This window comes from Allobosea sp. 05T439, from assembly GCF_056396005.1.
On sequence record NZ_JBFTKP010000007.1, the window covers coordinates 25,347 to 46,184 of the forward strand.

General features: G+C 66.1%; 21 protein-coding genes. 7 read left to right on the top strand and 14 right to left on the bottom strand.

Annotation, left to right across the window (positions count from 1 at the left end):
* The first annotated feature begins 22 nt into the window (after positions 1 to 22).
* Positions 23 to 484, top strand: a complete 462-nt coding sequence (locus AC1DIO_RS09870; protein ID WP_176733307.1) for a Fur family transcriptional regulator — start codon at positions 23 to 25, stop codon at positions 482 to 484.
* A 177-nt stretch (positions 485 to 661) separates the two neighbouring features.
* On the opposite strand, the gene acs is transcribed toward AC1DIO_RS09870, so the two are convergent.
* The 8 genes from acs to tsaD form a co-directional block, all read right to left on the bottom strand.
* Positions 662 to 2,608, bottom strand: coding sequence for an acetate--CoA ligase (gene acs / locus AC1DIO_RS09875; protein ID WP_113516085.1), 1,947 nt, complete (start codon positions 2,606 to 2,608; stop codon positions 662 to 664).
* A gap of 234 nt (positions 2,609 to 2,842) precedes the next feature.
* Positions 2,843 to 4,006 carry a DUF418 domain-containing protein gene (locus AC1DIO_RS09880; protein WP_441505633.1) on the bottom strand — a complete coding sequence of 388 codons (1,164 nt, stop codon included), beginning with the start codon at positions 4,004 to 4,006 and terminating at the stop codon, positions 2,843 to 2,845.
* Positions 4,003 to 4,530, bottom strand: a complete 528-nt coding sequence (locus tag AC1DIO_RS09885; protein ID WP_441505634.1) for a TetR/AcrR family transcriptional regulator — start codon at positions 4,528 to 4,530, stop codon at positions 4,003 to 4,005. The genes AC1DIO_RS09880 and AC1DIO_RS09885 overlap by 4 nt, the downstream gene beginning before the upstream one ends.
* An 87-nt stretch (positions 4,531 to 4,617) precedes the next feature.
* Positions 4,618 to 5,025 (bottom strand): EVE domain-containing protein, encoded by a 408-nt coding sequence (locus AC1DIO_RS09890; protein WP_069878907.1) that lies wholly within the window; start codon positions 5,023 to 5,025, stop codon positions 4,618 to 4,620.
* A complete protein-coding gene (locus AC1DIO_RS09895; protein ID WP_069878906.1) occupies positions 5,025 to 5,354 on the bottom strand; it encodes a hypothetical protein in 330 nt (109 codons plus the stop codon). Before AC1DIO_RS09895 ends, AC1DIO_RS09890 begins: the two co-directional genes overlap by 1 nt.
* Before the next feature lie 24 nt (positions 5,355 to 5,378).
* Complete coding sequence (locus tag AC1DIO_RS09900) at positions 5,379 to 5,921, bottom strand: L,D-transpeptidase family protein (protein WP_476768846.1); 543 nt, start codon at positions 5,919 to 5,921, stop codon at positions 5,379 to 5,381.
* Position 5,922: 1 nt separating this feature from the next.
* Entirely contained in the window at positions 5,923 to 6,915 is a 993-nt protein-coding gene (locus tag AC1DIO_RS09905) for an NAD(P)H-dependent glycerol-3-phosphate dehydrogenase (protein ID WP_441492195.1), read from the bottom strand.
* A gap of 26 nt (positions 6,916 to 6,941) precedes the next feature.
* Positions 6,942 to 7,985, bottom strand: a complete 1,044-nt coding sequence (gene tsaD / locus AC1DIO_RS09910) for a tRNA (adenosine(37)-N6)-threonylcarbamoyltransferase complex transferase subunit TsaD (RefSeq protein WP_441505637.1) — start codon at positions 7,983 to 7,985, stop codon at positions 6,942 to 6,944.
* 174 nt (positions 7,986 to 8,159) lie between these two features.
* On the opposite strand from tsaD, the gene hemC reads away from it, so the two are divergent.
* The 5 genes from hemC (at position 8,160) to rpoH (ending at position 15,068) form a co-directional block, all read left to right on the top strand.
* On the top strand, positions 8,160 to 9,110 hold the full coding sequence (gene hemC / locus AC1DIO_RS09915) for a hydroxymethylbilane synthase (protein ID WP_476768845.1): 951 nt from the start codon (positions 8,160 to 8,162) through the stop codon (positions 9,108 to 9,110).
* Between the two features lie 43 nt (positions 9,111 to 9,153).
* Positions 9,154 to 11,106, top strand: a complete 1,953-nt coding sequence (locus AC1DIO_RS09920) for a uroporphyrinogen-III synthase (RefSeq protein ID WP_441505639.1) — start codon at positions 9,154 to 9,156, stop codon at positions 11,104 to 11,106.
* Positions 11,107 to 11,122: 16 nt separating this feature from the next.
* A complete protein-coding gene (locus AC1DIO_RS09925; protein WP_441505640.1) occupies positions 11,123 to 12,808 on the top strand; it encodes a heme biosynthesis protein HemY in 1,686 nt (561 codons plus the stop codon).
* Positions 12,809 to 12,904: 96 nt separating this feature from the next.
* Positions 12,905 to 13,957, top strand: a complete 1,053-nt coding sequence (locus AC1DIO_RS09930; protein WP_441505641.1) for an RluA family pseudouridine synthase — start codon at positions 12,905 to 12,907, stop codon at positions 13,955 to 13,957.
* A gap of 214 nt (positions 13,958 to 14,171) precedes the next feature.
* The gene (rpoH, locus tag AC1DIO_RS09935; protein WP_043233872.1) at positions 14,172 to 15,068 is read left to right on the top strand and encodes an RNA polymerase sigma factor RpoH; all 897 of its coding nucleotides are present in this window, start codon (positions 14,172 to 14,174) and stop codon (positions 15,066 to 15,068) included.
* A gap of 58 nt (positions 15,069 to 15,126) precedes the next feature.
* Here the strand turns inward: rpoH and AC1DIO_RS09940 are convergent, their stop codons facing one another.
* Complete coding sequence (locus AC1DIO_RS09940) at positions 15,127 to 16,167, bottom strand: DUF2125 domain-containing protein (RefSeq protein WP_441505642.1); 1,041 nt, start codon at positions 16,165 to 16,167, stop codon at positions 15,127 to 15,129.
* Between the two features lie 137 nt (positions 16,168 to 16,304).
* On the opposite strand from AC1DIO_RS09940, the gene AC1DIO_RS09945 reads away from it, so the two are divergent.
* A complete protein-coding gene (locus tag AC1DIO_RS09945) occupies positions 16,305 to 16,868 on the top strand; it encodes a gamma-glutamylcyclotransferase (RefSeq protein WP_476853369.1) in 564 nt (187 codons plus the stop codon).
* A gap of 3 nt (positions 16,869 to 16,871) precedes the next feature.
* Here AC1DIO_RS09945 and AC1DIO_RS09950 read toward each other — a convergent pair whose 3' ends face one another.
* The 5 genes from AC1DIO_RS09950 to ftsE form a co-directional block, all read right to left on the bottom strand.
* Positions 16,872 to 17,258 carry a hypothetical protein gene (locus tag AC1DIO_RS09950; protein ID WP_441492202.1) on the bottom strand — a complete coding sequence of 129 codons (387 nt, stop codon included), beginning with the start codon at positions 17,256 to 17,258 and terminating at the stop codon, positions 16,872 to 16,874.
* A 94-nt stretch (positions 17,259 to 17,352) separates the two neighbouring features.
* On the bottom strand, positions 17,353 to 18,108 hold the full coding sequence (locus tag AC1DIO_RS09955) for a lysophospholipid acyltransferase family protein (RefSeq protein WP_441505810.1): 756 nt from the start codon (positions 18,106 to 18,108) through the stop codon (positions 17,353 to 17,355).
* A gap of 31 nt (positions 18,109 to 18,139) precedes the next feature.
* Positions 18,140 to 18,886: a YdcF family protein gene (locus AC1DIO_RS09960; protein ID WP_441492203.1), complete on the bottom strand. Its 747-nt coding sequence runs from the start codon at positions 18,884 to 18,886 to the stop codon at positions 18,140 to 18,142.
* A 135-nt stretch (positions 18,887 to 19,021) separates the two neighbouring features.
* Positions 19,022 to 19,981, bottom strand: coding sequence for a cell division protein FtsX (locus tag AC1DIO_RS09965; RefSeq protein WP_441492204.1), 960 nt, complete (start codon positions 19,979 to 19,981; stop codon positions 19,022 to 19,024).
* A complete protein-coding gene (ftsE, locus tag AC1DIO_RS09970) occupies positions 19,968 to 20,627 on the bottom strand; it encodes a cell division ATP-binding protein FtsE (RefSeq protein ID WP_274533614.1) in 660 nt (219 codons plus the stop codon). The genes AC1DIO_RS09965 and ftsE overlap by 14 nt, the downstream gene beginning before the upstream one ends.
* Between the last annotated feature and the right edge of the window lie 211 nt (positions 20,628 to 20,838).

A 20,838-nucleotide genomic window follows, 5' to 3' on the forward strand; every position in this document is an offset into this window, starting at 1 on the left:
CTCAACATGCTATCCCGGTGGCATGAAGGGAATCGACAAACGGGTAGCCCTCTTCGAGGAGGAACTCAGGCGGGCGGGACTGCGGATGACGCAGCAGCGCCGGCTGATTCTGCGCGTGCTGGCCGAGGCCGACGACCACCCCGACGCCAAGGGCATCTTCACGCGCGCCTTCGCGCACGACCCGACCCTGTCGCTGTCGACGGTCTATCGGACGATGAAGCTGCTGGAGACTCAAGGCGCGATCGAACGCCACGCGTTCGAGGACGGCGTCTCGCGCTACGAGCACGCAGACCAGCATCACCATGATCATCTGATCGATGTCGAGACCGGTCAAGTMGTCGAATTCTCGTCGCCGGAGATCGAGGCGCTACAGGCCAAGATCGCTGCCGAACTCGGCTATGAGATCGTCCGTCACAGGCTCGAATTGTACGGACGGAAGATGCCCGGCACCAGCAAGCGCAAGAGTGCAGGGAAGACTGACTGAGCCGCCATGGTCGGGCAAAATCCCGACCATCACCGTCTCCCCGCAAATGCATCCTGAGACATCATGCGCGCCACAAGGTCGGGCACGATGTCGGAGCGATCAGATCATCTGACCTTCTTGTGTTTGCATCGGTGCGATAACCACTTTCCGCTCTTCGCACCGATGCTGTGGCCGGCCTCAGCCCGCCTTGCGCTTGTTCTGACGGTTTGAAATCAGATCGTCGACCACGGCGGGATCGGCCAGCGTCGACGTATCGCCGAGCGCGCCGAATTCGTCCTCGGCGATCTTGCGCAGGATACGGCGCATGATCTTGCCCGACCGCGTCTTCGGCAGGCCGGGCGCGAACTGGATCAGATCCGGCGAGGCGATCGGGCCGATCTCCTTGCGCACATGGGCGACCAGTTCCTTGCGCAGCGCCTCGCTCGACGCCTCTCCCTGCATCAGCGTGACATAGGCGTAGATGCCCTGCCCCTTGATGTCATGGGGATAGCCGACCACCGCGGCCTCCGAGACCTTCGGATGCGCCACCAGTGCCGACTCGACCTCCGCCGTGCCCATGCGGTGGCCGGACACGTTGATCACGTCGTCGACGCGGCCGGTGATCCAGTAATAGCCGTCTGCGTCGCGCCGGCAGCCGTCACCGGTAAAGTACTTGTTTGGGTAGGTGGCGAAATAGGTTTCCTCGAAGCGCTTGTGGTCGCCATAGACCGTGCGCATCTGGCCGGGCCAGCTCTCGGCAATCACCAGATTGCCTTCGGTCGCCCCCTCCAGCACCTTGCCTTCGGCATCGACGATCTCCGGCTTGACGCCGAAGAAGGGCCTTGTTGCCGAGCCGGGCTTGAGCTTGGTCGCACCGGGCAGCGGCGTGATCAGGATTCCGCCCGTCTCGGTCTGCCACCAGGTATCGACGATCGGGCAGCGATCATCCCCGACGACGCGGTGATACCACTCCCAGGCCTCCGGATTGATCGGCTCGCCGACCGAGCCGAGCAGGCGCAGCGACTTACGCTTGGTCTTCTTCACAGGCTCCTCGCCGGCGCCCATCAGCGAACGGATGGCAGTCGGCGCGGTGTAGAAGATGTTGACCTTGTGCTTGTCGACGACCTCCCAGAAGCGCGAGATCGTCGGATAGGTTGGAATGCCCTCGAACATCAGGGTCGTCGCGCCGTTCGCCAGCGGGCCGTACACGATATAGCTGTGCCCGGTGACCCAGCCGACATCGGCCGTGCACCAGTAGATGTCGCCGTCATGGTAGTCGAAGACGTATTGATGCGTCATCGAGGCATAGACGAGATAGCCGGCGGTGGTGTGCAGGACGCCCTTGGGCTTACCAGTCGAACCCGAGGTGTAGAGAATGAAGAGCGGGTCCTCCGCCTTCATCTCGACCGGCGGACAATGCCCGGAGACCTTCGCCGCCTCCTCGTGATACCAGACGTCACGGCCCTCCTGCATCGCGACATCGCCGCCGGTCCGCTTGACCACGATCACGGTCTTGACCGGGGCCTTTTCGGCCGCCGCGTCGACATTGACCTTGAGCGGCACCTTGCGCCCGCCGCGCAGGCCTTCATCGGCCGTGATCACCACGTCCGAGGTCGCATCGGCGATGCGCCCGGCCAGCGAATCCGGAGAGAAGCCGCCGAAGACGATCGAGTGCACCGCACCGAGCCGCGCGCAGGCGAGCATCGCATAGGTCGCCTCGGGGATCATCGGCATGTAGATCGTGACGCGGTCGCCCTTCTTGACGCCCTGCGCCTTCAGCACATTCGCGAACTTGCAGACCTCGGTATAGAGCTGGCCGTAGCTGATCTTCTTGGATTCCGACGGATCGTCGCCTTCCCAGATGATGGCCGTCTGCTTGGCGCGCGTCGCCAGATGCCGGTCGACGCAGTTGTAGGAAACGTTCGTGGTGCCGTCTTCATACCATTTGATCGAGACCTTGCCCGGCTTGTAGCTGACGTTCCGCACCTTGCTGAAGGGCTTGAACCAGTCGATCCGCTTTCCGTGCTCGGCCCAGAACTTGTCGGGGTCCTTGATCGAGGCCGCATACATCTTCTTGTATTTGGCGTCGTTCAGATACGCCTTTTTGGCCCATGCGGCCGGCACGTCATAGATCTTGTCGGACATAGAAGACTTCTCCCCGGACTTGGACCGCAATCAGCCCATCTTCGTCGCGGCTCATGGCATGAGTGCCGGATTCCTCGGCAAATAACGACCGCTTCTTTCGAATTGCGCGCATCATAAAGCGCGAAAGAGCGGCGGCAAGCCACGCGCCCTCGCACTTTGGTTTCAAAGACTTTTGGCGAGGGTCGGATCGGTTCGCCACGCGCCGGATTGCCCGTTATCGCGCAAAATTGGCCGTCATTGCCGCAACCGACGCGGCCCTGCCATGCGCTCGACGAACCACTCGAACGGCCCCTTGCTGAAACTCCGCGACCATAGTGACGCCAGCACCAGCAGGTACGCGTAGATGACGGCTGCCGCGAGCATGCAGGCGGCGGGCCCGAGGCGCCCGTAAAGGCCAAGGCCATAACCGAGAAAGATCAGCACGCAGACGATCGACTCGGACATGTAGAGCGAAAGGGACAGGCGGCCATCCGCCTGAAAGATCCGGCCAATGCGCATGCCGAGCGGCCGGTTGAAGAAACTCAGGCCGGCGCCGATCATCACGAGGCTCATCAGCGGCGGGAAGACGCCGCGCAGGATGAGTTCCGCTGCAGCAAAGGCCGGTTTCGCCGGGCCGGGAGGCGCCATCGCCGCCGCGGCATAGGCGAAATTGCCGACGAGGGCGGGCAGCCAGAGAAAGCGCGCCAACGCCGCGCCCGGTGCGGCGAGGCTGCTCAGCGAGGCGGTGCCGAGATGGCGGAAGGCGGCCATGCCGAGGAAGAACATGCCCGCGACATGCGGCAAGGTGATCAAGGGCGCCAGCCCATAGAAGATCGCCCATTCCATCAGCCGATAGCGCGCGATCGCCAGGAAATCGCCGGAACGATGCACCGCAACGACGGCTGCATCCGCACCGGTGGCCGGATCGGGCTCGATGATGCCGATGATTGCAAGCAGGGCATGGGTCAGGATCGCCAGCAGCCACATCAGGGCAGCCGCCTTGAGCAGGCGTCCCAGCGACCAGCGGGCCGCGAGCGGCAGGATCATTCCGAGAAGCGCGTAAGCCAGTAGGATATCGCCTGCGAAGAGCAGCAGGCCATGGGCAACGCCGAGCAATCCGAGCGCGAGCAGGCGACGCCGATAGCGCCCTTCGCCGTTGGTTGCGATCTGCCGCGCCGCGCCATAGCCGAACAGAAACGAGAAGATCAGAACGAATTTCGCTTCGAACAGGGCCTGGATCAGGAACACTGCAAGATGATCCAGAGCGCCGGGAAAGGCGGAGCGCCACCAATCGCCGCCAAAGCCGAACGGCATGGCGAAGAAGGGCAGGTTGACGACGAGGATGCCGAACAGGGCGATGCCCCTGATCGCATCGACGGCCGGGTCGCGCCCCGGCACCGCACCACGTGCAGGCGTCATTGCGCGGCCTTGGTCAGCTTAAGGAGCGCCTCGCGCGCAGCCGCCGTATCGGCGGGGTCGAGCTTGGTGACGAAGGCGCCGTCGACGGCAAGGCGGATGGCAATCGCCAGCCCGCGCGGCAGGCCATCCGAACAGGCGGCCTCGAGCCAGCGACGGTCGGCGCTGAGCAAGGGCACCAGCGCCGGCGACTCCGGAGGCAATCCCGCCAGCAGGATCCCGAGCAGCCGGTCGACATCGCCTCCGTCGGTGAAGGCCATGCGGATATAGGCGCGCAGCCAGCGGCCCGGCCCATCGGGCTCGGCAGCGCTCGCGCGTTCTTCGGCGATCGCAAGATCGACAAGGCTGATGATGCCCTCGACCAGAGCGATCAGCAGGCGCTCCTTGTCGGGGAAATGGTAGAGAATGCCGCCCTTGCTCACGCCGGTTTCGGCTGCGAGCCTGTCGAAAGTCAGGGCGTCGATACCGCCCCCGACGATGATCGCGCCCGCTGCCTCGAGCAACGCCGCCTTCTTGCTGCTACGCACGTCCATTCTCCATAACTATACCGTCTGGACGGTATAGTTATGGCTTGACCCCTGCGACCGCAAGAGGTCGCAGAGCTCGTCAATCCTTCAGAGCCCGCCCATCTTGCAGACCAGTGCCCATTCATCGTCGGTCACCGGCTGCACGGACAGGCGGAAGGACGTGACCAGCGCCATCTTGGCGAGTTCCGGCGTTGCCTTCACCTGAGCAAGGGTCACAGGCTTCGGCAGCGGCTTCACCGCCTTGAAGTCGACATAGACCCAGGGCTCGCCTGGGTTCGCGATATAGTGCTCCTTGATGACCTCGACGATGCCCACGACCTCGAGCCCCTCGTTCGAGTGGTAGAAGAAGACCTGGTCGCCGAGCTTCATCGCCATCAGGTTGAGCTTGGCCGTATGATTCTTCACGCCATCCCAATGCGTGCCCTTGGCGCCCGCCTTGACCTGGTCATCCCAGGACCAGACCGATGGTTCGGATTTGACCAGCCAGTGAGCCATCAGACGTCATCCTCTTTCGTCGGAGCAGGCGGACGCAGCGCGGCCTCGCCCTGTTCGTTCCAGAATCGCACCATCTCGCGTGTCAGCGCGGCATAATCCTGCGGGCCGAGTTCGACCCTGACCTCGCCCTCGCCGAAGGGCAGAATCAGCACGAAGCGGTGGGTGTCGTCGCCGCGCCGCCGTCGATGCTGGATCACCGGTCCGGCCGGCACACGCCCGGCCAACGCCACCGGCATGCTCTCGGCAACCAGCTCCGAGCCGGTGGTCTTCCGTACCTCAGCGACGCCGCGCGCCACCCGCTTGCTCAGATCCGACCAGTCGCCTGCCATTGCTGCCTCTGCTACGTCGCTGCGTTACGGCCGGATCTCGACCCGGGTCCCTTGCGCAACGCGAGCCCAGATCCCGCGAATCTCGGCATTGGTGACCGCAATGCAGCCATCCGTCCAGTCGCGGCTGAGGTGCAGCCGGCCCAGCCAACCAAGCCCGTTGCGAATGCCGTGGATCATGATGTCGCCACCCGGGGCAAAACCTGCGCGCTCGGCGTCCTCACGATCCAGGCGATCAGGATAGGAGATGCGAAGCGCGAGGTGATAGCGGCTGCGCGGGTGCTTGAAATCAATGTCGTAGACGCCTTCCGGAGTCCGGCCGTCGCCCTCCTTCACCTTATCACCGACCGGACTCGAACCCAGCGCCACCGAATAGCGGGCCAGGACGCGGCCATCCCGTTCCAAGGTCAGCTGACGTGCGGCCTTCTCGATGAGGACGCGGGTCGCCTGTTCGTCGGGAGCCGCGAGTTCAGGAACCGTTCGGGCGATCTGCAGGAACTCCAGCCCCAGGGCAAGCACGAGACCTGCACTCACCGCCATGGCCGCGCGTCGCAGAGGCTTTCGCGCCAACTCAGTTCTCCGCCCGGACCGGTCGCGCCAGCAATCCCGTGACCGCTTCGCGAACGCCGATGCGTTCGGCGATAATGGCCGCAACGGCCTCGGCGATGGGCGTCTCGATGCCGCGTGCCTGCGCCATCTCTGCCAGGACCGACGTCGTGAAGGCGCCCTCGGCCAGTTTGCCTCCAGCGGCCTCGGCCGGTGTCTTGCCCTGGCCGAGCGCCAACCCATAGGCGAAATTGCGTGACTGTGCGGACGCGCAGGAGAGCACGACATCGCCCAACCCCGAAAGCCCCATCAACGTTTCCGGCTGCGCACCAAAAGCCTCGCCGAAGCGCCTGAGTTCGGCAAAGCCACGCGCCACCAGCGCGGCACGGGCGCTCTCGCCATAGCCGAGCCCKATCGCGATCCCCGCTGCGATCGCCAGCACGTTCTTCGCGGCTCCGCCGATCTCGACGCCACGGATGTCGACGCCGTGATAGATGCGAAAGGAGGCAGAACTCAGCGCCTCGGCCAGATCCTGCGCCAGATCCGCCTCGCGCGCTGCCAGTGTCAGAGCCGTCGGTAACCCGCGTGCGATATCGGCGGCAAAGCTCGGACCGGACAGGATGGCCGGGACCGCACCGGGCCAAAGCTCGGCGATGATTTGCGTCGTGAACAAGCCGCTCTTCTGCTCGATGCCCTTGGCCGCCGAGATCGTCGGCACGCCATCCGGCAAGGCTTGCGCGAGCGCGGTGCAGACCTGTCGCAGCGCCTGGGTCGGAACCGCGAGGATCAGCGCCTGTGCATCGGCAAGCGCGGCAAGCTCGGCAACCGGCGATACGGCGGCAGGCAACGTCGCGCCGGGCAGGCGCGGCACCTCTCGACGCTCCCGCATGGCCGCGATGGCCTCGGGATCACGGGCCCAGAGCAGCACGTTTCGCCCGGCCCGCGCCGCGGCCAGAGCCAGTGCGGCACCGAAGGAGCCGCCGCCTACGACGCCGATTGTCTCGAAGGCCTTGCTCATCTCGGCGCGCTCACGTCGCTCACGGATCACGCTTTGGCCTTGAACTCGTCCAGCGGCCAGCGTGGCCGGGCAACCGCGCTCATGTCGTCGACAAGCCCGAGCCTCAGCCTCTCAAGCCCAGCCCAAGCGATCATCGCGCCATTGTCGCCGCAAAGCGCGACCGGCGGCGCGACCATCGGCAGGCCGGCCTCGGTCGCAAAGCGGGTCAGTCCGCGCCGGATCGGCTGGTTGGCGGCAACGCCACCGGCGACCACCAAGGCCGTGGGCATGATCCCGGCCCCACGGCAGGCGCGCAGGCCCGCTCGCGTGCGGTCGACCAGCACGTCGACGACCGCTGCCTGGAAGGAGGCGCAGAGATCGGCGACGTCGCGGTCGGAGAGCGGCGCAATGCGTTCGGCCACCAGCCTGACCGCGGTCTTGAGGCCGGAAAGCGAGAAATCGGGATTGGGGCGCCCAGCCATCGGCCGCGGAAACTCGAAGCGTTCGGGATCGCCCTTCTCGGCTTCCCGCTCGACCGAGGGGCCGCCCGGATAGGCCAGACCGAGCATCTTTGCGATCTTGTCAAAAGCCTCGCCGACCGCGTCGTCGATGGTTCCGCCCAGGCGCAGATAATCGCCGACGCCGCGCACCGCCAGGAGCTGCGTATGCCCGCCCGAGACCAGCAGCAGCAGATAGGGAAAGGCAACGTCGTCGGTCAGCCGCGCCGTCAGCGCATGCGCTTCGAGATGGTTCACCGCAATGAAGGGGCGGCCGGTTACCAGCGCGATCGCCTTCGCCGTGGTCAGCCCGACCATGACGCCGCCAACCAGACCCGGCCCGGCAGCAGCAGCGACCGCGTCGATCTCGGAGGGCTTGAGTCCGGCATTCGCGAAGGCGCGAGCGACGATGCGGTCGATGGCCTCGACATGCGCGCGCGCCGCGATCTCCGGCACCACGCCACCATAAGCCGCATGTGCGGCGATCTGACTCAGGATCTCGTTGGACAGGATTTTGGCCTCGCCGGCGCGATCGACGCCAACGATTGCAGCCGCGGTCTCGTCACAAGTCGTCTCTATCCCCAGAACGCGCATGATCGATCGACAAATCTCGGACAGGTTTCGGCCGGAACAGGCCACAAGGAGAGGCGGGCGGAGCTCCGACGGTTTCGCGCCGGGGATTCCCTCGTATAGTGCGCCACGGAGCATAAGGCCAAGAGGCCGTGGAGTTCGCCGGCCAGCGGCCGGCATCAGGAAGACGCAAAGAGAATGAATGAGATCGCAGCTTCGGTTCGCGGACGCCAGGTCGGCCGCTTTGTCATCGGCACGCGCGGCAGCCCCCTGGCGTTGGCGCAGGCCAATGAGTTCGCGCGCCGCCTCGCCGAGGCTCATGGCTGGGCAAAGGACGAGCTGCCGCTCGAAATCATCGTCACGACGGGTGACTCCATTCGCGATCGCCCCCTCTCGGAGGCCGGCGGAAAGGGTCTGTTCACCAAGGAGATCGACCAGGCTCAGATCGAGGGCCGGATCGACTACGCTGTCCACTCCGCCAAGGATCTTCCCACCAAATTGCCCGACGGCCTCACCATCGCTGGCTATCTCCCCCGCGAGGATGTGCGCGACGCGTTGATCGCACGCGGCATTTCCCGCGTTGCGGACCTGCCGCAGGGCGCGGTCGTTGGTTCGGCCTCGCTGCGCCGCCAGGCCATGCTGAGGCGCGCCCGGCCCGATCTCGAGATCGTCCTGCTGCGCGGCAATGTCGCAAGGCGGCTGGAGAAGGTGGCGAGTGGAGAGATCGACGCGACCCTGCTCGCCATCGCCGGGCTGAAGCGGCTCGGGCTCGCCGACAAGGCAAGCGGCATCCTTTCCATCGAGGAATCGCTTCCGGCCGTCGGCCAGGGTGCGATCGCTGTTGCGGTTCGCATCGGTGACACCGCAAGCACGGAAGCTGTCCAGCCGATCCTTTGCCGTGACACCGGCATCGCACTCGCCGCCGAACGTGCCTTCCTGACCGAGCTCGACGGTTCCTGCCGGACACCGATCGCCGGTCATGCCACCGTCGAGGGCGACCGCTTCCATTTGCGCGGGCTGCTGCTCTCGCCCGACGGCAGGGCGATGGCCGAAGATAGCTGCAGCGGTCCCGTCAGCGAGGCCGCGGAACGTGGCGCCGAACTCGGACGCGCCTTGCGCGCCAGGGCTCCGGCGGGGATCTACTCATGAGGCCGGGTGTTCCATGAACGCCAACGACGCGACAGGAGGGCGCATGCGCGTATTCGTGTTCAGACCGCAGGCGGATGCCGAACGCAGCGCTCGCGCGCTCGCCGCCCATGGACATGAGCCGATCGTGGCGCCGCTTTTCGATGTGGTCCGCCTCGCCGAACCGGTACCCAAGGGCACATTCGCGGCGTTGATCCTGACCAGCGGCAATGCTGTGACGGCCCTCGCCGATGCCCCATCCGCCTGGCGGGACCTGCCGGTCTTCACCGTCGGGGCGCGGACGGCCGCGAAGATGCGCGACGCCGGTTTCGAGGATGCCCGCAGTGCCGATGGCGACCGCAACGACCTGATCGCTCTGGTCCAGCGCAACATCCCCACGCCGGCACGCCTGCTTCTGGTCGCTGGCCGGGACCGCCATGACGATATCGCGGAGCGCCTGGGCAAGGCTGGCTACGAGATCGCGAACTGGACGGCCTATGCGGCCGAGGCCAAGCCCAGCCTGCCCGAAGTGGCGGCCGCCAGCCTGCGGGATGGGCGCGCCGAAGCCGCACTTCACTATTCACCACGAGGCGCCCAGACCTTCCTCGCCCTGACACGCGCCTCCGCTCTCAGTGAACAGGCGCTGGAACTGACGCATGTCACGCTTTCGGCGGAGGTTGCGGCCCCCTTGATCGCAGCAGGCGCCAGCACGGTTCTGGTTGCGGAATACCCCGAAGAGGCGGCCCTGCTGGCCGCGCTGGATCAAGTGACCGCTCGCAATCGTCGCGCAGGGGATGTTAGACAGGCCGTGGCCGCGCCGGCCGGCGTCGAGACGGACAAGGATGCGATGAGCGAGCCGCAGACAGCCACGCCGCGCGGACGCCAGCGGCGAACTCCCCCGACCATCGACGGTAGGGTAGAGGCGGCAGTGACCACGACACCAGAAGCTGCTTCGGCAGAGACGGACCAGCCTCCCCCCGCAGCCACGCAACCCAGTGAATTCACACCCGGAATCACATCTCCGGCGCCTGAGCCCGTTGGCTTGGCTCCATCTGAGCCTGCGCCGCCCGTTTCAGGCGAGCCGTCTCCCCCTCCGCGGCTGCCATGGGCTGCTCTGGCCGCCACCGGCCTGATCGGCGGCATCCTTGGGGCGGGTCTCATGACACTGGTCGGTTCCCGCTCGACGCCCGATACCAGCGAACAGCAGATCGCCGAACTGAAGGGGCGCATAGAGACCCTGCAGCGCACGACGACCAATCTGCAAAGTGCTGTCACAAGCCTGCCCCAGCGCGCAGCGCTGGAGGCGCTCGATCGCCGGGTCAGCGCGACATCGGAAGCTGCCGCCACTGCCGCCGCGGAAGCAAAGACCGCCGCAGCACGGCTGGCGGAACTCGCAAACGCTCCCGCCCCGGCCACGGCCGAGAACAGCTCCGCCATCGCCGGGCTGACGCAACGCCTCGGCACCGTCGAGACGCTGGCCAAGTCCGCGGCCTCGCCGAGCCCGCAGGCATTTGCCGCCGCGCGCATCGTGCTCGCCGAACGCATCCAGGGCGCGCTTTCTGCCGGCAGGCCCTTCGCGGCCGATATCGCGGCTCTCGGCAAGGGCGGCGGCTCGGCCGAACAACTGGCCGCGCTCTCCGCCGTCGCCACAACCGGCGCACCGACGCAGGATGCGCTGCTGGCGCAATTCCGGGTTCATCGCGCCATGTTCGATCGCGAAATGACGCCGGCCGCCAAGGATTGGCAGGATCGCCTGCTTGGGCTCGCCAGCAAGGTCGTCACCATTCGCCCGGTCGGAGATACCGGCGCAAACGACCCTGCAACGCTGGTGATCCGCCTGGAGAATGCGCTTGCGCATAACGAATTCGGCAAGGCCGCCGGCCTCTGGGCTCAATTGCCCGAGCCGGCGCGGCGGGACAGTGCCGAGTTCGGCACCAGTTTGCAGAGGCGCGCTGCCGCTGACGCCGCGATCGGCAGGATTGCACAGGATGCGGTTGCCGCGCTCGGCGCGGGTGGCTGACGGAGGATAGCGTTCAATGGTTCGCGTGCTGCTCTATCTCTTTGTCATTGCCTGCCTCGCGGCTGGTGCCGTCTGGCTGGCCGACCGCCCCGGCGAGGTCTCGGTCCTCTGGCAGGGCTACCGCATCGAGACGAGCGTCGCGATCGCGGCAATCGGCGTCATCATCCTGGCCTTCCTCGCCATGCTCGGATGGGCCGCGGTGCGCTTCGTTCTGGGCCTGCCCTCGGCCTTCAGCTTCGCCTCGCGAGCGCGACGTCGGGCCCGCGGCTTCGAGGCCGTCTCCCGTGGCATGGTCGCAATCGGTGCGGGTGATCCAGTGGCTGCCGGCCGCTACGCCGTCGACGCCCGCAAGTTTTCCGGCAACGAGCCGCTGACCCTGCTGCTCGAAGCACAGACGGCCCAGCTCTCGGGTGACAGGGGCCGGGCGGAAGCCGCCTTCAAGGCCATGCTCGACAAGCCGGAAACTCGCGTGCTCGGCCTGCGCGGTCTCTTCGTCGAGGCCCGTCGCCGTGGCGACATGACGGCTGCGCGCGCCTTCGCGGACGACGCCGTGCGGCGCTCCCCCTCGCTTGCCTGGGCCAATGACGCCCTGCTCGATTTCCACACCAGCGCCGGAGACTGGCAAGCAGCGCGCACAGCCGTCGAACGCCGCGCCGCCCTGCGTCTCGCCGAAAAGGCGGATGCCAAGCGCCAGCGCGCTGTGCTGCTGGCGGCGGAAGCCCTCGACGCGAAGGGCAGCGAACCGGAGAAGGCCTTGGCCGCCGCCCTGGAAGCGACAAAACTCGCCCCAGGCCTCACGCCGGCAGCTGCCCTTGCAGGGCGCATGCTCGCCGAGCGCGGCGATATCCGAAAGGCCGCCAAGCTGCTCGAAGCCGCCTGGCGCGAGGTCCCGCATCCCGACATCGCCGCCGCTTATCTCGATGTGCGCCCCGGTGACAGCGCGCAGGACCGGCTCGCACGGGCCGAAACGCTCGTAAGGCTGCGTCCGGCCGATCCGGAAGGCGTGCTGGCTCTGGCCGGCGCGGCGATCCATGCCCGTGATTTCGCCAAGGCCCGCCAGGCGCTGAAGCCGCTGCTGGCCGGCGGTGCGTCCGTCCGCGTCTGCCTGCTCATGGCCGAACTCGAAGAGGCCGAACATGGTTCGGCCGGCCGGGTTCGCGAATGGCTCTCGCGCGCCACGCGCGCGCCGCGTGACGCAGCCTGGGTCGCGGACGGGCTGGTCTCTGACCATTGGCTGCCCGTCTCGCCGATTTCCGGGCGCCTCGATGCCTTCGTCTGGACGGTTCCTCCGGCGACACTCGTCAGCCAGGCGCCGGCGATCGACGATGTGCTGGCCGATCTCGACGATTCCGCACCGCTGCTGGAAGGGCGTGCCGAGACGATGGCACCCGTCGAGACCGCCAAACCGGTGATCGAGCAGGCAACGCTCGTCGCACCCGAGCCGGCGAAAATCGAGCCCGCGAAGCCTGCAGGGGACGAGAAGCCTGCGACCGAGCCTGTCGCCAAGGGTGAACCGGCCGTCGCGGCCAAGCTCCCAACTCCGGTCGCCGAGGCGACAGTGGCTCCTGCGACCTCAGCCTCGGTCCGCGATCATCGCCCCTCCCCGGTGATCTTCCCGGTATCGCACGCACCGGACGACCCGGGCCCCGAAGACGTTCAACCGGCCACGGCCGCCAAGGCAAAGTTCCGCCTCTTCGGCTGACCGGCGAGCGCGCCGGCCAGCGCGCTCGCCTCGTCTGCACGGGCGATCGCGCGAAAAGGGGTGCGGGTCTCCCTCCCGCCCCTTATAGCGGTCTGCATGAACACCGAACCTACTGCCCCACTATCGACCTCCCCGGACAACGCAGAGGGCGTCAGCCTGCATGTCGCTCCGGAGCAGGCAGGAATGCGCCTCGACAAGGCGCTCGCCATGCTTGCCGGCGAAATCTCACGCGCCCGCCTGCAGCAGGTCATCCGGGAGGGTGGTGTGAGCCTCAACGGCGCGATCGCAGGCGATCCGAGCCGGAAGGTCGCCGCCGGCGACGTCCTGACCCTGGTCATGCCTGCGGCCAGGCCGCCCGCGCCCCTGGGCCAATCGATCCCGCTCGAGGTCGTCTATGAGGACGATGCTCTGATCGTGATCAACAAGCCGGCCGGCCTCGTCGTTCATCCCGCGGGGGGACATGAGGACGGTACTTTGGTCAATGCGCTGATCGCTCATTGCGGAGACAGCCTCTCCGGCATTGGTGGCGTCAGGCGACCCGGCATCGTGCATCGGCTCGACAAGGATACCAGCGGGCTTCTCGTCGTGGCCAAGACCGACAAGGCCCATCAGGGGCTTGCCAAGCAGTTTGCCGACCATGGCCGCACCGGGCCGCTGGAGCGCGCCTATCTCGCGCTGGTCTGGGGTACGCCGCGCCGGCCGCATGGCACGATCGAGGCCGCCCTCGAGCGTTCACACCGCAATCGCGAGAAGATGGCGGTCGTTGCCGAAGGCCGCGGCCGCGAGGCAATCACCCACTTCACCGTTCTGGAGCGCTATCCGCCGCTGCTTCGCGGGCAGGAGGAAACCGAAGCCCTGGCCAGCCTGATCGAGTGCAGGCTGGAAACTGGTCGCACGCATCAGATCCGCGTCCATATGAGCCATCTCGGTCATCCCTTGCTGGGCGACCAGCTCTATGGCTCCGGCTACATAACCAAGGCAAGCCGCCTTCCTGACGGCGCACGCGATGCACTGGCCGCCCTCGGCCGGCAGGCACTGCATGCAACGGTACTCGGCTTTGCCCATCCGGTGACGGAGGCGGAAATGTATTTCGAAGCGCCTCCGCCTGCCGATTTTGCAAATCTGCAAGCGGAACTCGCGGCCCTGTGAGCTAATCTGGCCACTTCGCCCACTTTCCGCCAAGCTCCATTGGCATATAATGAGGCTTGGATGCGGATGGCTTAAGGGGCGCCGCATGGGGCCGGGCTCGACGAACCCTCACAGGGTTCGCGCGTTGGTTCAGGCACATCATCCAAAACCTGCGCGAGGGTCGTTCGCGCGGTTGGCTTGCCGCGAAGCGGGAGCCAGGAAAGGAGAAACGAGCATGGCGATTGCATCGCTGCCCGTCATGTCCGCGGAGGGCGGACTTTCACGTTATCTCGAAGAAATTCGCAAGTTCCCGATGCTGGAGCCGAGCGAGGAATACATGCTCGCCAAGAGCTGGCGCGAGCATGGCGACCGCGATGCGGCGCATAAGCTCGTCACCTCGCATCTGCGGCTGGTGGCCAAGATCGCCATGGGCTATCGCGGCTACGGCCTGCCAATCGGCGAAGTCGTGTCCGAAGGCAATGTCGGCCTGATGCAGGCGGTCAAGCGCTTCGAGCCCGACAAGGGCTTCCGTCTTGCAACCTATGCGATGTGGTGGATCAAGGCCTCGATCCAGGAATATATCCTGCGCTCCTGGTCGCTGGTGAAGATGGGCACCACCGCCAACCAGAAGAAGCTGTTCTTCAACCTGCGCAAGGCGAAGAGCAAGATTTCGGCACTTGGCGAGGGCGATCTCAAGCCGGATCAGGTCAAGACGATCGCGACCAAGCTCGGCGTCAACGAGCAGGACGTCATCGACATGAACCGCCGCCTCGGCGGCGATGCGTCGCTGAACACGCCGTTGCGCGAGGATGGCGAGGGCGAATGGCAGGACTGGCTCGTCGACGACAGCGAAAGCCAGGAACGTCGCCTGGCCGACTCCGAGGAAAGCGACAACCGCCACCAGGCGCTGCGCGAAGCACTGACGGTGCTCAATCCGCGCGAACGCCGGATCTTCGAGGCTCGGCGCCTGGCCGATGACCCGATCACGCTAGAGCAACTCTCCGAGGAATTCGGGGTCTCGCGCGAACGCGTCCGGCAGATCGAGGTTCGCGCGTTTGAGAAGGTGCAGGAAGCGGTCAAGAAGGCCTTGACCAGGATCGAAGCACCGCGCGCCGCCCTGCCCGCGAACTGAGACCTGAATTCATCGGCAGCACGATACGAAAAGGGGGCGGTGACGCCCCCTTTTCTGTTCAGTAGAGCGGCGCCAGGGGCTGCAGGGGCAGCCGGAACGGCCCGAGATAGACCCGACCCTCGCGCAGGACGACCGGCGGCAGAGGCGTAAGCCCAGGTGTGCCGCCGCTCGGCTTGCCACCAAGCAGTCCGCCAAGACCAGCGGCAAGACCACCGAGCTTTATGCCGCCAATCCGGTCGATGCCGGCGACACCGGCATCGATCTGACCGGACAGGCGATGCGTCTGGTCGAGCAGCAGACGCCCGCTCGCCTCGAGCCGGGCAGCCCCCTTTGTCATCAGCAGTCGCATCAGTTCGATCTGCCCGCCGGTGGTACGCCAGGCTTCGAGCGCATCGGGATTGAACCCGGCCTTGAACGCCAGCGATTGCGTCAGACTCGCCTGCATCTCGACATCACCAGGTTCAGTGGTTCCGAGCAGCGCATCGAGCGCGGGCAGCACCGAGCCTTTCGCTGTCAGCGCAAGATCCGCCACCTGCTCGGTCGCAAAACGCGCCGGGTTTCGGCGCAGATGCACGTCCAGCTGATTGGCGCGCCAGGTTTCGTCGCTCGCGCCGGGCGCGGTCAATGTCGCATTCGGCTCGACCAGCACCATGGAGAAACGCTCGGGCTCGCGCTCTTTCAACGCCAGGCTGGCCTCGAGCTGACTCCAGCCGAGATCAAGTTTGCGGCCTTCAGGCAGGGCAGCCTGCAGCGGCCCCTTCACCTCCAGGATGACGAGGCCGGGCGTATAGATCTGTCCGACCGCCACACTCGGGCCAGTCTCGACCTTGACCGTATCGCCCCAGCGCGACGAGGTCAGCGTCAACCCCGCGCAGCGGACCTCGATCCGAAAGGGAAAGCCTGCGACGGAGCGATCGCTGCATGTCCACGTTCGGCCCATCTGCGCCTCGCGGGCAACAACGCGGTCAAGCCCCTCGACCACCCGCCCTTTGACGACGAACCAGAAGCCGGACCAGGCCAAGGCCAGCAGCACGAGCAGAGCGAAGGGCGCATAAAGCCAGAAGCGGCCTCGGCGGCGCTCGGAAGGGAGGTCGGTCATGCAGCAGCGATCCATTGCGCGAAAGCGGCCGGATTGTTAGCTCCCGGTCGCAGGAAGCGCCAGACCCGCCATTCTCTCGGCCGATTCGAACGCTTCCTTCGTCAAGCAGCTTCTGACGGCGAAACTGTGGGATAACGATGACAGCGAATGCAGCTTCTGACGATCTGTGGGTCTTCKGCTACGGTTCGTTGATCTGGCGCCCCGGCTTCGCCTTCGAGGAAAGCGTGGCGGCCCGACTCAACGGCTATCATCGCTCGCTCTGCGTCTTCTCGCATGTCCATCGCGGCACCCCGGAACGGCCGGGCCTCGTGCTTGGGCTCGATCGTGGCGGCATTTGCCGAGGGCTCGCCTTCAGGGTGGCGCCCCCCCATGCCGCCGGGACCATCGCGTATCTGCGCGAGCGCGAGCAGGCGACCTCCGTCTATCTCGAACGCCAACTGCCCGTCAGGCTCGAGGACGGCCGCCGTATCCGGGCGCTGGTCTATGTGGCCGACCGCAAACACCTGCAATATGCTGGCCGCCTGCCGGCCGAGGAATTACTCAAACTGGTGCGCCAGGGCCGCGGAAGCTCCGGAGAGAACCCCGACTATGTCCTGCGCACGCATGATCACCTGCGCAAGATGGGCATCTTCGACCCGGTCCTGAGCCATCTGGCTCATGTGCTGGCACCCGGTCTGCCCGAGCCACGCCCGCCGCTCTAAGCCTCACACCTGCGGCATCAGGTCGAGCAATGCAGCCCGGCGACTCAAGCCGTCCTCGGCGAGCAGATGGATATGGATCTCGCTCGCCCCGGCAAGCACGACGGACCGGCGCCAGCGCGTCAGCGCAGCTTCAATCCCGAAGGGACCGCTCTCGCGCGCCGCGATAATCTGCCGGTCCTCGGATACCGCGAGCAGCACGGCATCGCTGAAGCCGAGAGCATGATCGTCCGTGACCGAAAAGACCGAGGCGACATAGCGGCGCCCTGATCGACCACGCCAGGCGGTGAAGCGACGCTCGCCCAACCCTGCGGTGCTGCGCAGCGGCATTTCGCGCGCATCCGCACCGGGTTCGATGCTCCATTCGTCTAGCTTAAGGGCGAGAACAGGCATTTGTTCCTCCTTTGTTCCGAACAAAAAGAGAACAAATTTGAACGCCTGTCAAGCATGGCCCGCCTTGCGGGCGGAATGCGCCACCGGGGCTCGTCTAAGCGAGGGGGTCCTGCCCGATCCTGGCGAGTTCGCCGCGCCCCGTGGCGAGCAGCTTGTCGCTGGCAGTCTCGATGCGATCCTGCAACTGCGCCTGGAAAGCTTCCTTCGACATGCCGGGCAGGATCGGCGGCAGGATCTCGACGCGAATCGTTCCAGGGCGGCGCAGGAATTTGCGGCGCGGCCAGTAGAGCCCCGAGTTGAGCGCGACCGGCACGCAGGGCACGCCGAGCTCGGCATAGAGATGTGCGACGCCGAACTTGTAGGCCGGCGGCGCCCCGGCCGGACGGCGCGTTCCTTCCGGGAAGATCAGGAGCTGGCGGCCGTTCTGGCCAAGCTCGACCTTGGCGCGGCGGGTCACATGCGAGAGAGCCCGTGCCCGCGCGCCACGATTGACCGGAATCATGCGCATCTTCCACAGGCACCAGCCGAAGAACGGGATCCAGGTCAGTTCACGCTTCAGGATGAAGACCGGGTCCTGGAAGATAGTGACGAGCGCAAAGGTCTCCCAGAACGACTGGTGTTTCGCGGCCACCATCATGCCGCCCTGCGGAATATTCTCGAGACCGCTAATCTCATAGCGGGTTCCAGCCGTCACCCGCATGAGCCACAACGCACTGCGCGCCCAGGTCAGGGCGACCCACAGCATATAGCGCCGCGGCAGGACAAGCGCGGGCAACGCCGCGAAAATCAGCCACAGGATCAGGTTCAGATAGAACAGGACGTTGAAAAGGAGCGAGCGCAGCACGAGCATGGCGCGCAAAGAGCGCGCCGGCTCGCCGACGTCAAGCGCCGCGCTCCTCCGCCCCCAGGCGCGTGCGCTTTTCGTTCTCGGGGCCGAGCACGCTGGCAGGCTTGGAGGAGACCGGCTTTCGCCCGCCGATGATCACCGACAGGCGCGATGTTTCCGGATCGTCCTCCAGCATGCTGCGTAGCCGCGCCACCAAGTATTTCACATATTCCGGGACGAGCACCCTGGCGACGCGCCATTCGTTCCACCAGCTCGATGCATCGATATGCTCGGTCACCACCGGGTGCGGCACGACGCGAACGCCTGGCATGGCGTGGCTGAACTCGGCCAGCGCCCGCGGCATATGATAATTGGAGGTCACCAGCAGCAGTGACTTGAAGTCGTGCCTGCGGACCCAGCGGCGTGCCTCGATGGCATTGCCGATGGTGTTGCGGGCGCGATAGTCGAGATCGACGCAACAGCCGAGCAGCTCGCGCGCGGAGGGATTGAGCTTTGCAAGCTCCTCACGGCCGGTGCGCTCGTTGACACCGCTGATCAGCAAGCGCGACCCACGTTCGGCCCCGAGCAGGCCGATGGCATCGCCGACGCGCTGGGCCCCGCCGGTCACGACGACGATCGCATCCGTACGCGGCGCGACCGTCGGCTCGCGCTGTTCGATCCTGGCAATGAAACCGGCATAACCACCGGCGAGCGCGAGCGCGAGCAGGGCAGCAACGGCAAGGGTCAGGCGCCATGCCCAGACTCCTGCAGAGCTCCTCCTGCTCGTCGCGGTCGGCGACATCGCGTTGTCCCCCCCCCTCACCGGCAGCTGTCCGTGTCTGATTCCCATCATCACCATGTCTTGCCAGGCTAAACCGGCAATCGGGCATAAGGGCGACGTGAAAAGTCGTCCTCCGCCCCAGAGATTAAGACTTCACTACCCCAGCACCCGCAAATAATGGCGCACGGTAAACCGCGAAACGAGACCGGATATCGCCGCCACCACCATCGCCACCAGAAGCACAGCGGCATAACCCGACCAGCCGATCTCGAAAGCACCAAACATGGCCTGAATCTGCTCTGACCCCGGCGACGAACTCCAGCTGGAAGCGAGCCAGCCCAGAATGGCGATGGCCACGATTGCAGCAAGCCCTCCAGCCGCGCCCCCCTTGAGCCCGAGCCTGACGAACCGCGCCTGGAATTCCCGCGCGATGAAGTCATCATCAGCTCCGACAAGATGCAAGACCTCGACGCTGTCGCGGCTGCCGGCCATTGCTCCGCGCGTCGCAAAGGCCACGGCCAGCGCCGCGGCGGTCAGGACCAGCAGAACGACGACGACACCGGCAAGGATGATGGTGTTGGCCATGGTCGAGAGGCGGCGCAGCCAGAGGCGGTGATCGTCCAGGCTCGCGGTCGGGACGTCGCGCCGCAGCGTTTCCTTGAAAGCCGCGATTTCCGCCGAATTGCCGCTGCGCAGCTTCAACACGATCAGCCGCGGCACGGGCAGTTCGACGAGATCGAGCCCCGCGCCCAGCCAGGGCTCGAGCAGCTTGTCCGACTCCGCCTTCGGTACGGCGCGCACCTCGTCGACGCCGGCAACGGCACGTGCCATCTCGACCGCGCGCGCAACGTCGCTCTCGATATTGCGGCGTGTGTCCGGCCGAATCTGGATCGTCATCTCATTGGCGACGGCACCGCGCCACTGCTCGGAGGCGTGTGCGGCGAGCAGCGCCGCGCCGGCACTGAGGGCCGCGAGAAAGGTCAGGATCGCGATCACCGCGACCAGCGCCCGGCCGGCAGCCGAATCGACCGGAACCAGCGGCTGGTCCCGTCGGAGATTGAGTGGGAGCGCGCGTTCACGCGGTTCCCCATCCTGCTCGAAGTCAGCTGTCGACATGAAGATGGCCGTCGGCAATGACAAGGCGCGGAGCATCATAGAGCTCCATCAGCGCGAGATCGTGGGTTGCGATCACGACGGCGGTCCCGAGCGACTGCAATTCCATGAACAGGCGCAGCAATCGCCGGCCGAGCGCCGGGTCGACATTCCCGGTGGGCTCGTCCGCCAGCAACAACTCCGGCCGCCCGATCAAGGCGCGCGCGATCGCGGCGCGCTGCTTCTCGCCGCCCGAGAGAATGGTCGGTACGGCATGCATGCGCTCGCCGAGACCGACCCAGCGCAGCAGTTCGACGACCTCCGCGCGGTAGCTCGTCTCTTCCTTGCCGAGCACGCGCAGCGGCAACGCGACATTCTCGTAGACCGTGAGGTGATCGAGCAGGCGAAAATCCTGGAACACCACCCCCATGCGGCGACGGAAGGCCGTGAGCGTCGTCGCATCCAGCCGCGACACATCCTGGCCGAACAGGTTCACCAGCCCGCGCGTCGGCTTCAGAGCCATTAGCACGAGCCGGATCAGGGTCGTCTTGCCGGCGCCGGACGGGCCGGTCAGATACTGGAACGAGCGCGGCGCGATGCTGAAGTTGATGTCCTTCAGCACCTCGGGGCCCATGCCGTAACGCAGACCGACATTCTCGAACCGAACCAAGCCCTCGTCCCTTCGGAGCAAGCCCGGCAGTCGCGGGCATCCCTTGCGAATCTCGACCGCGATCCTACACCGCAAGCCGGTGCCGGCGGAAAGCCGGCCGATCTTCAAACCATGCAGTACAGGTTCTTCACGGGGCGTTAACCATAAATCCCTCCAATGGGTCGAGACCTCCACGAGCCGCACGCGAGAGCTTGAATCGCGCTGCGCCAGG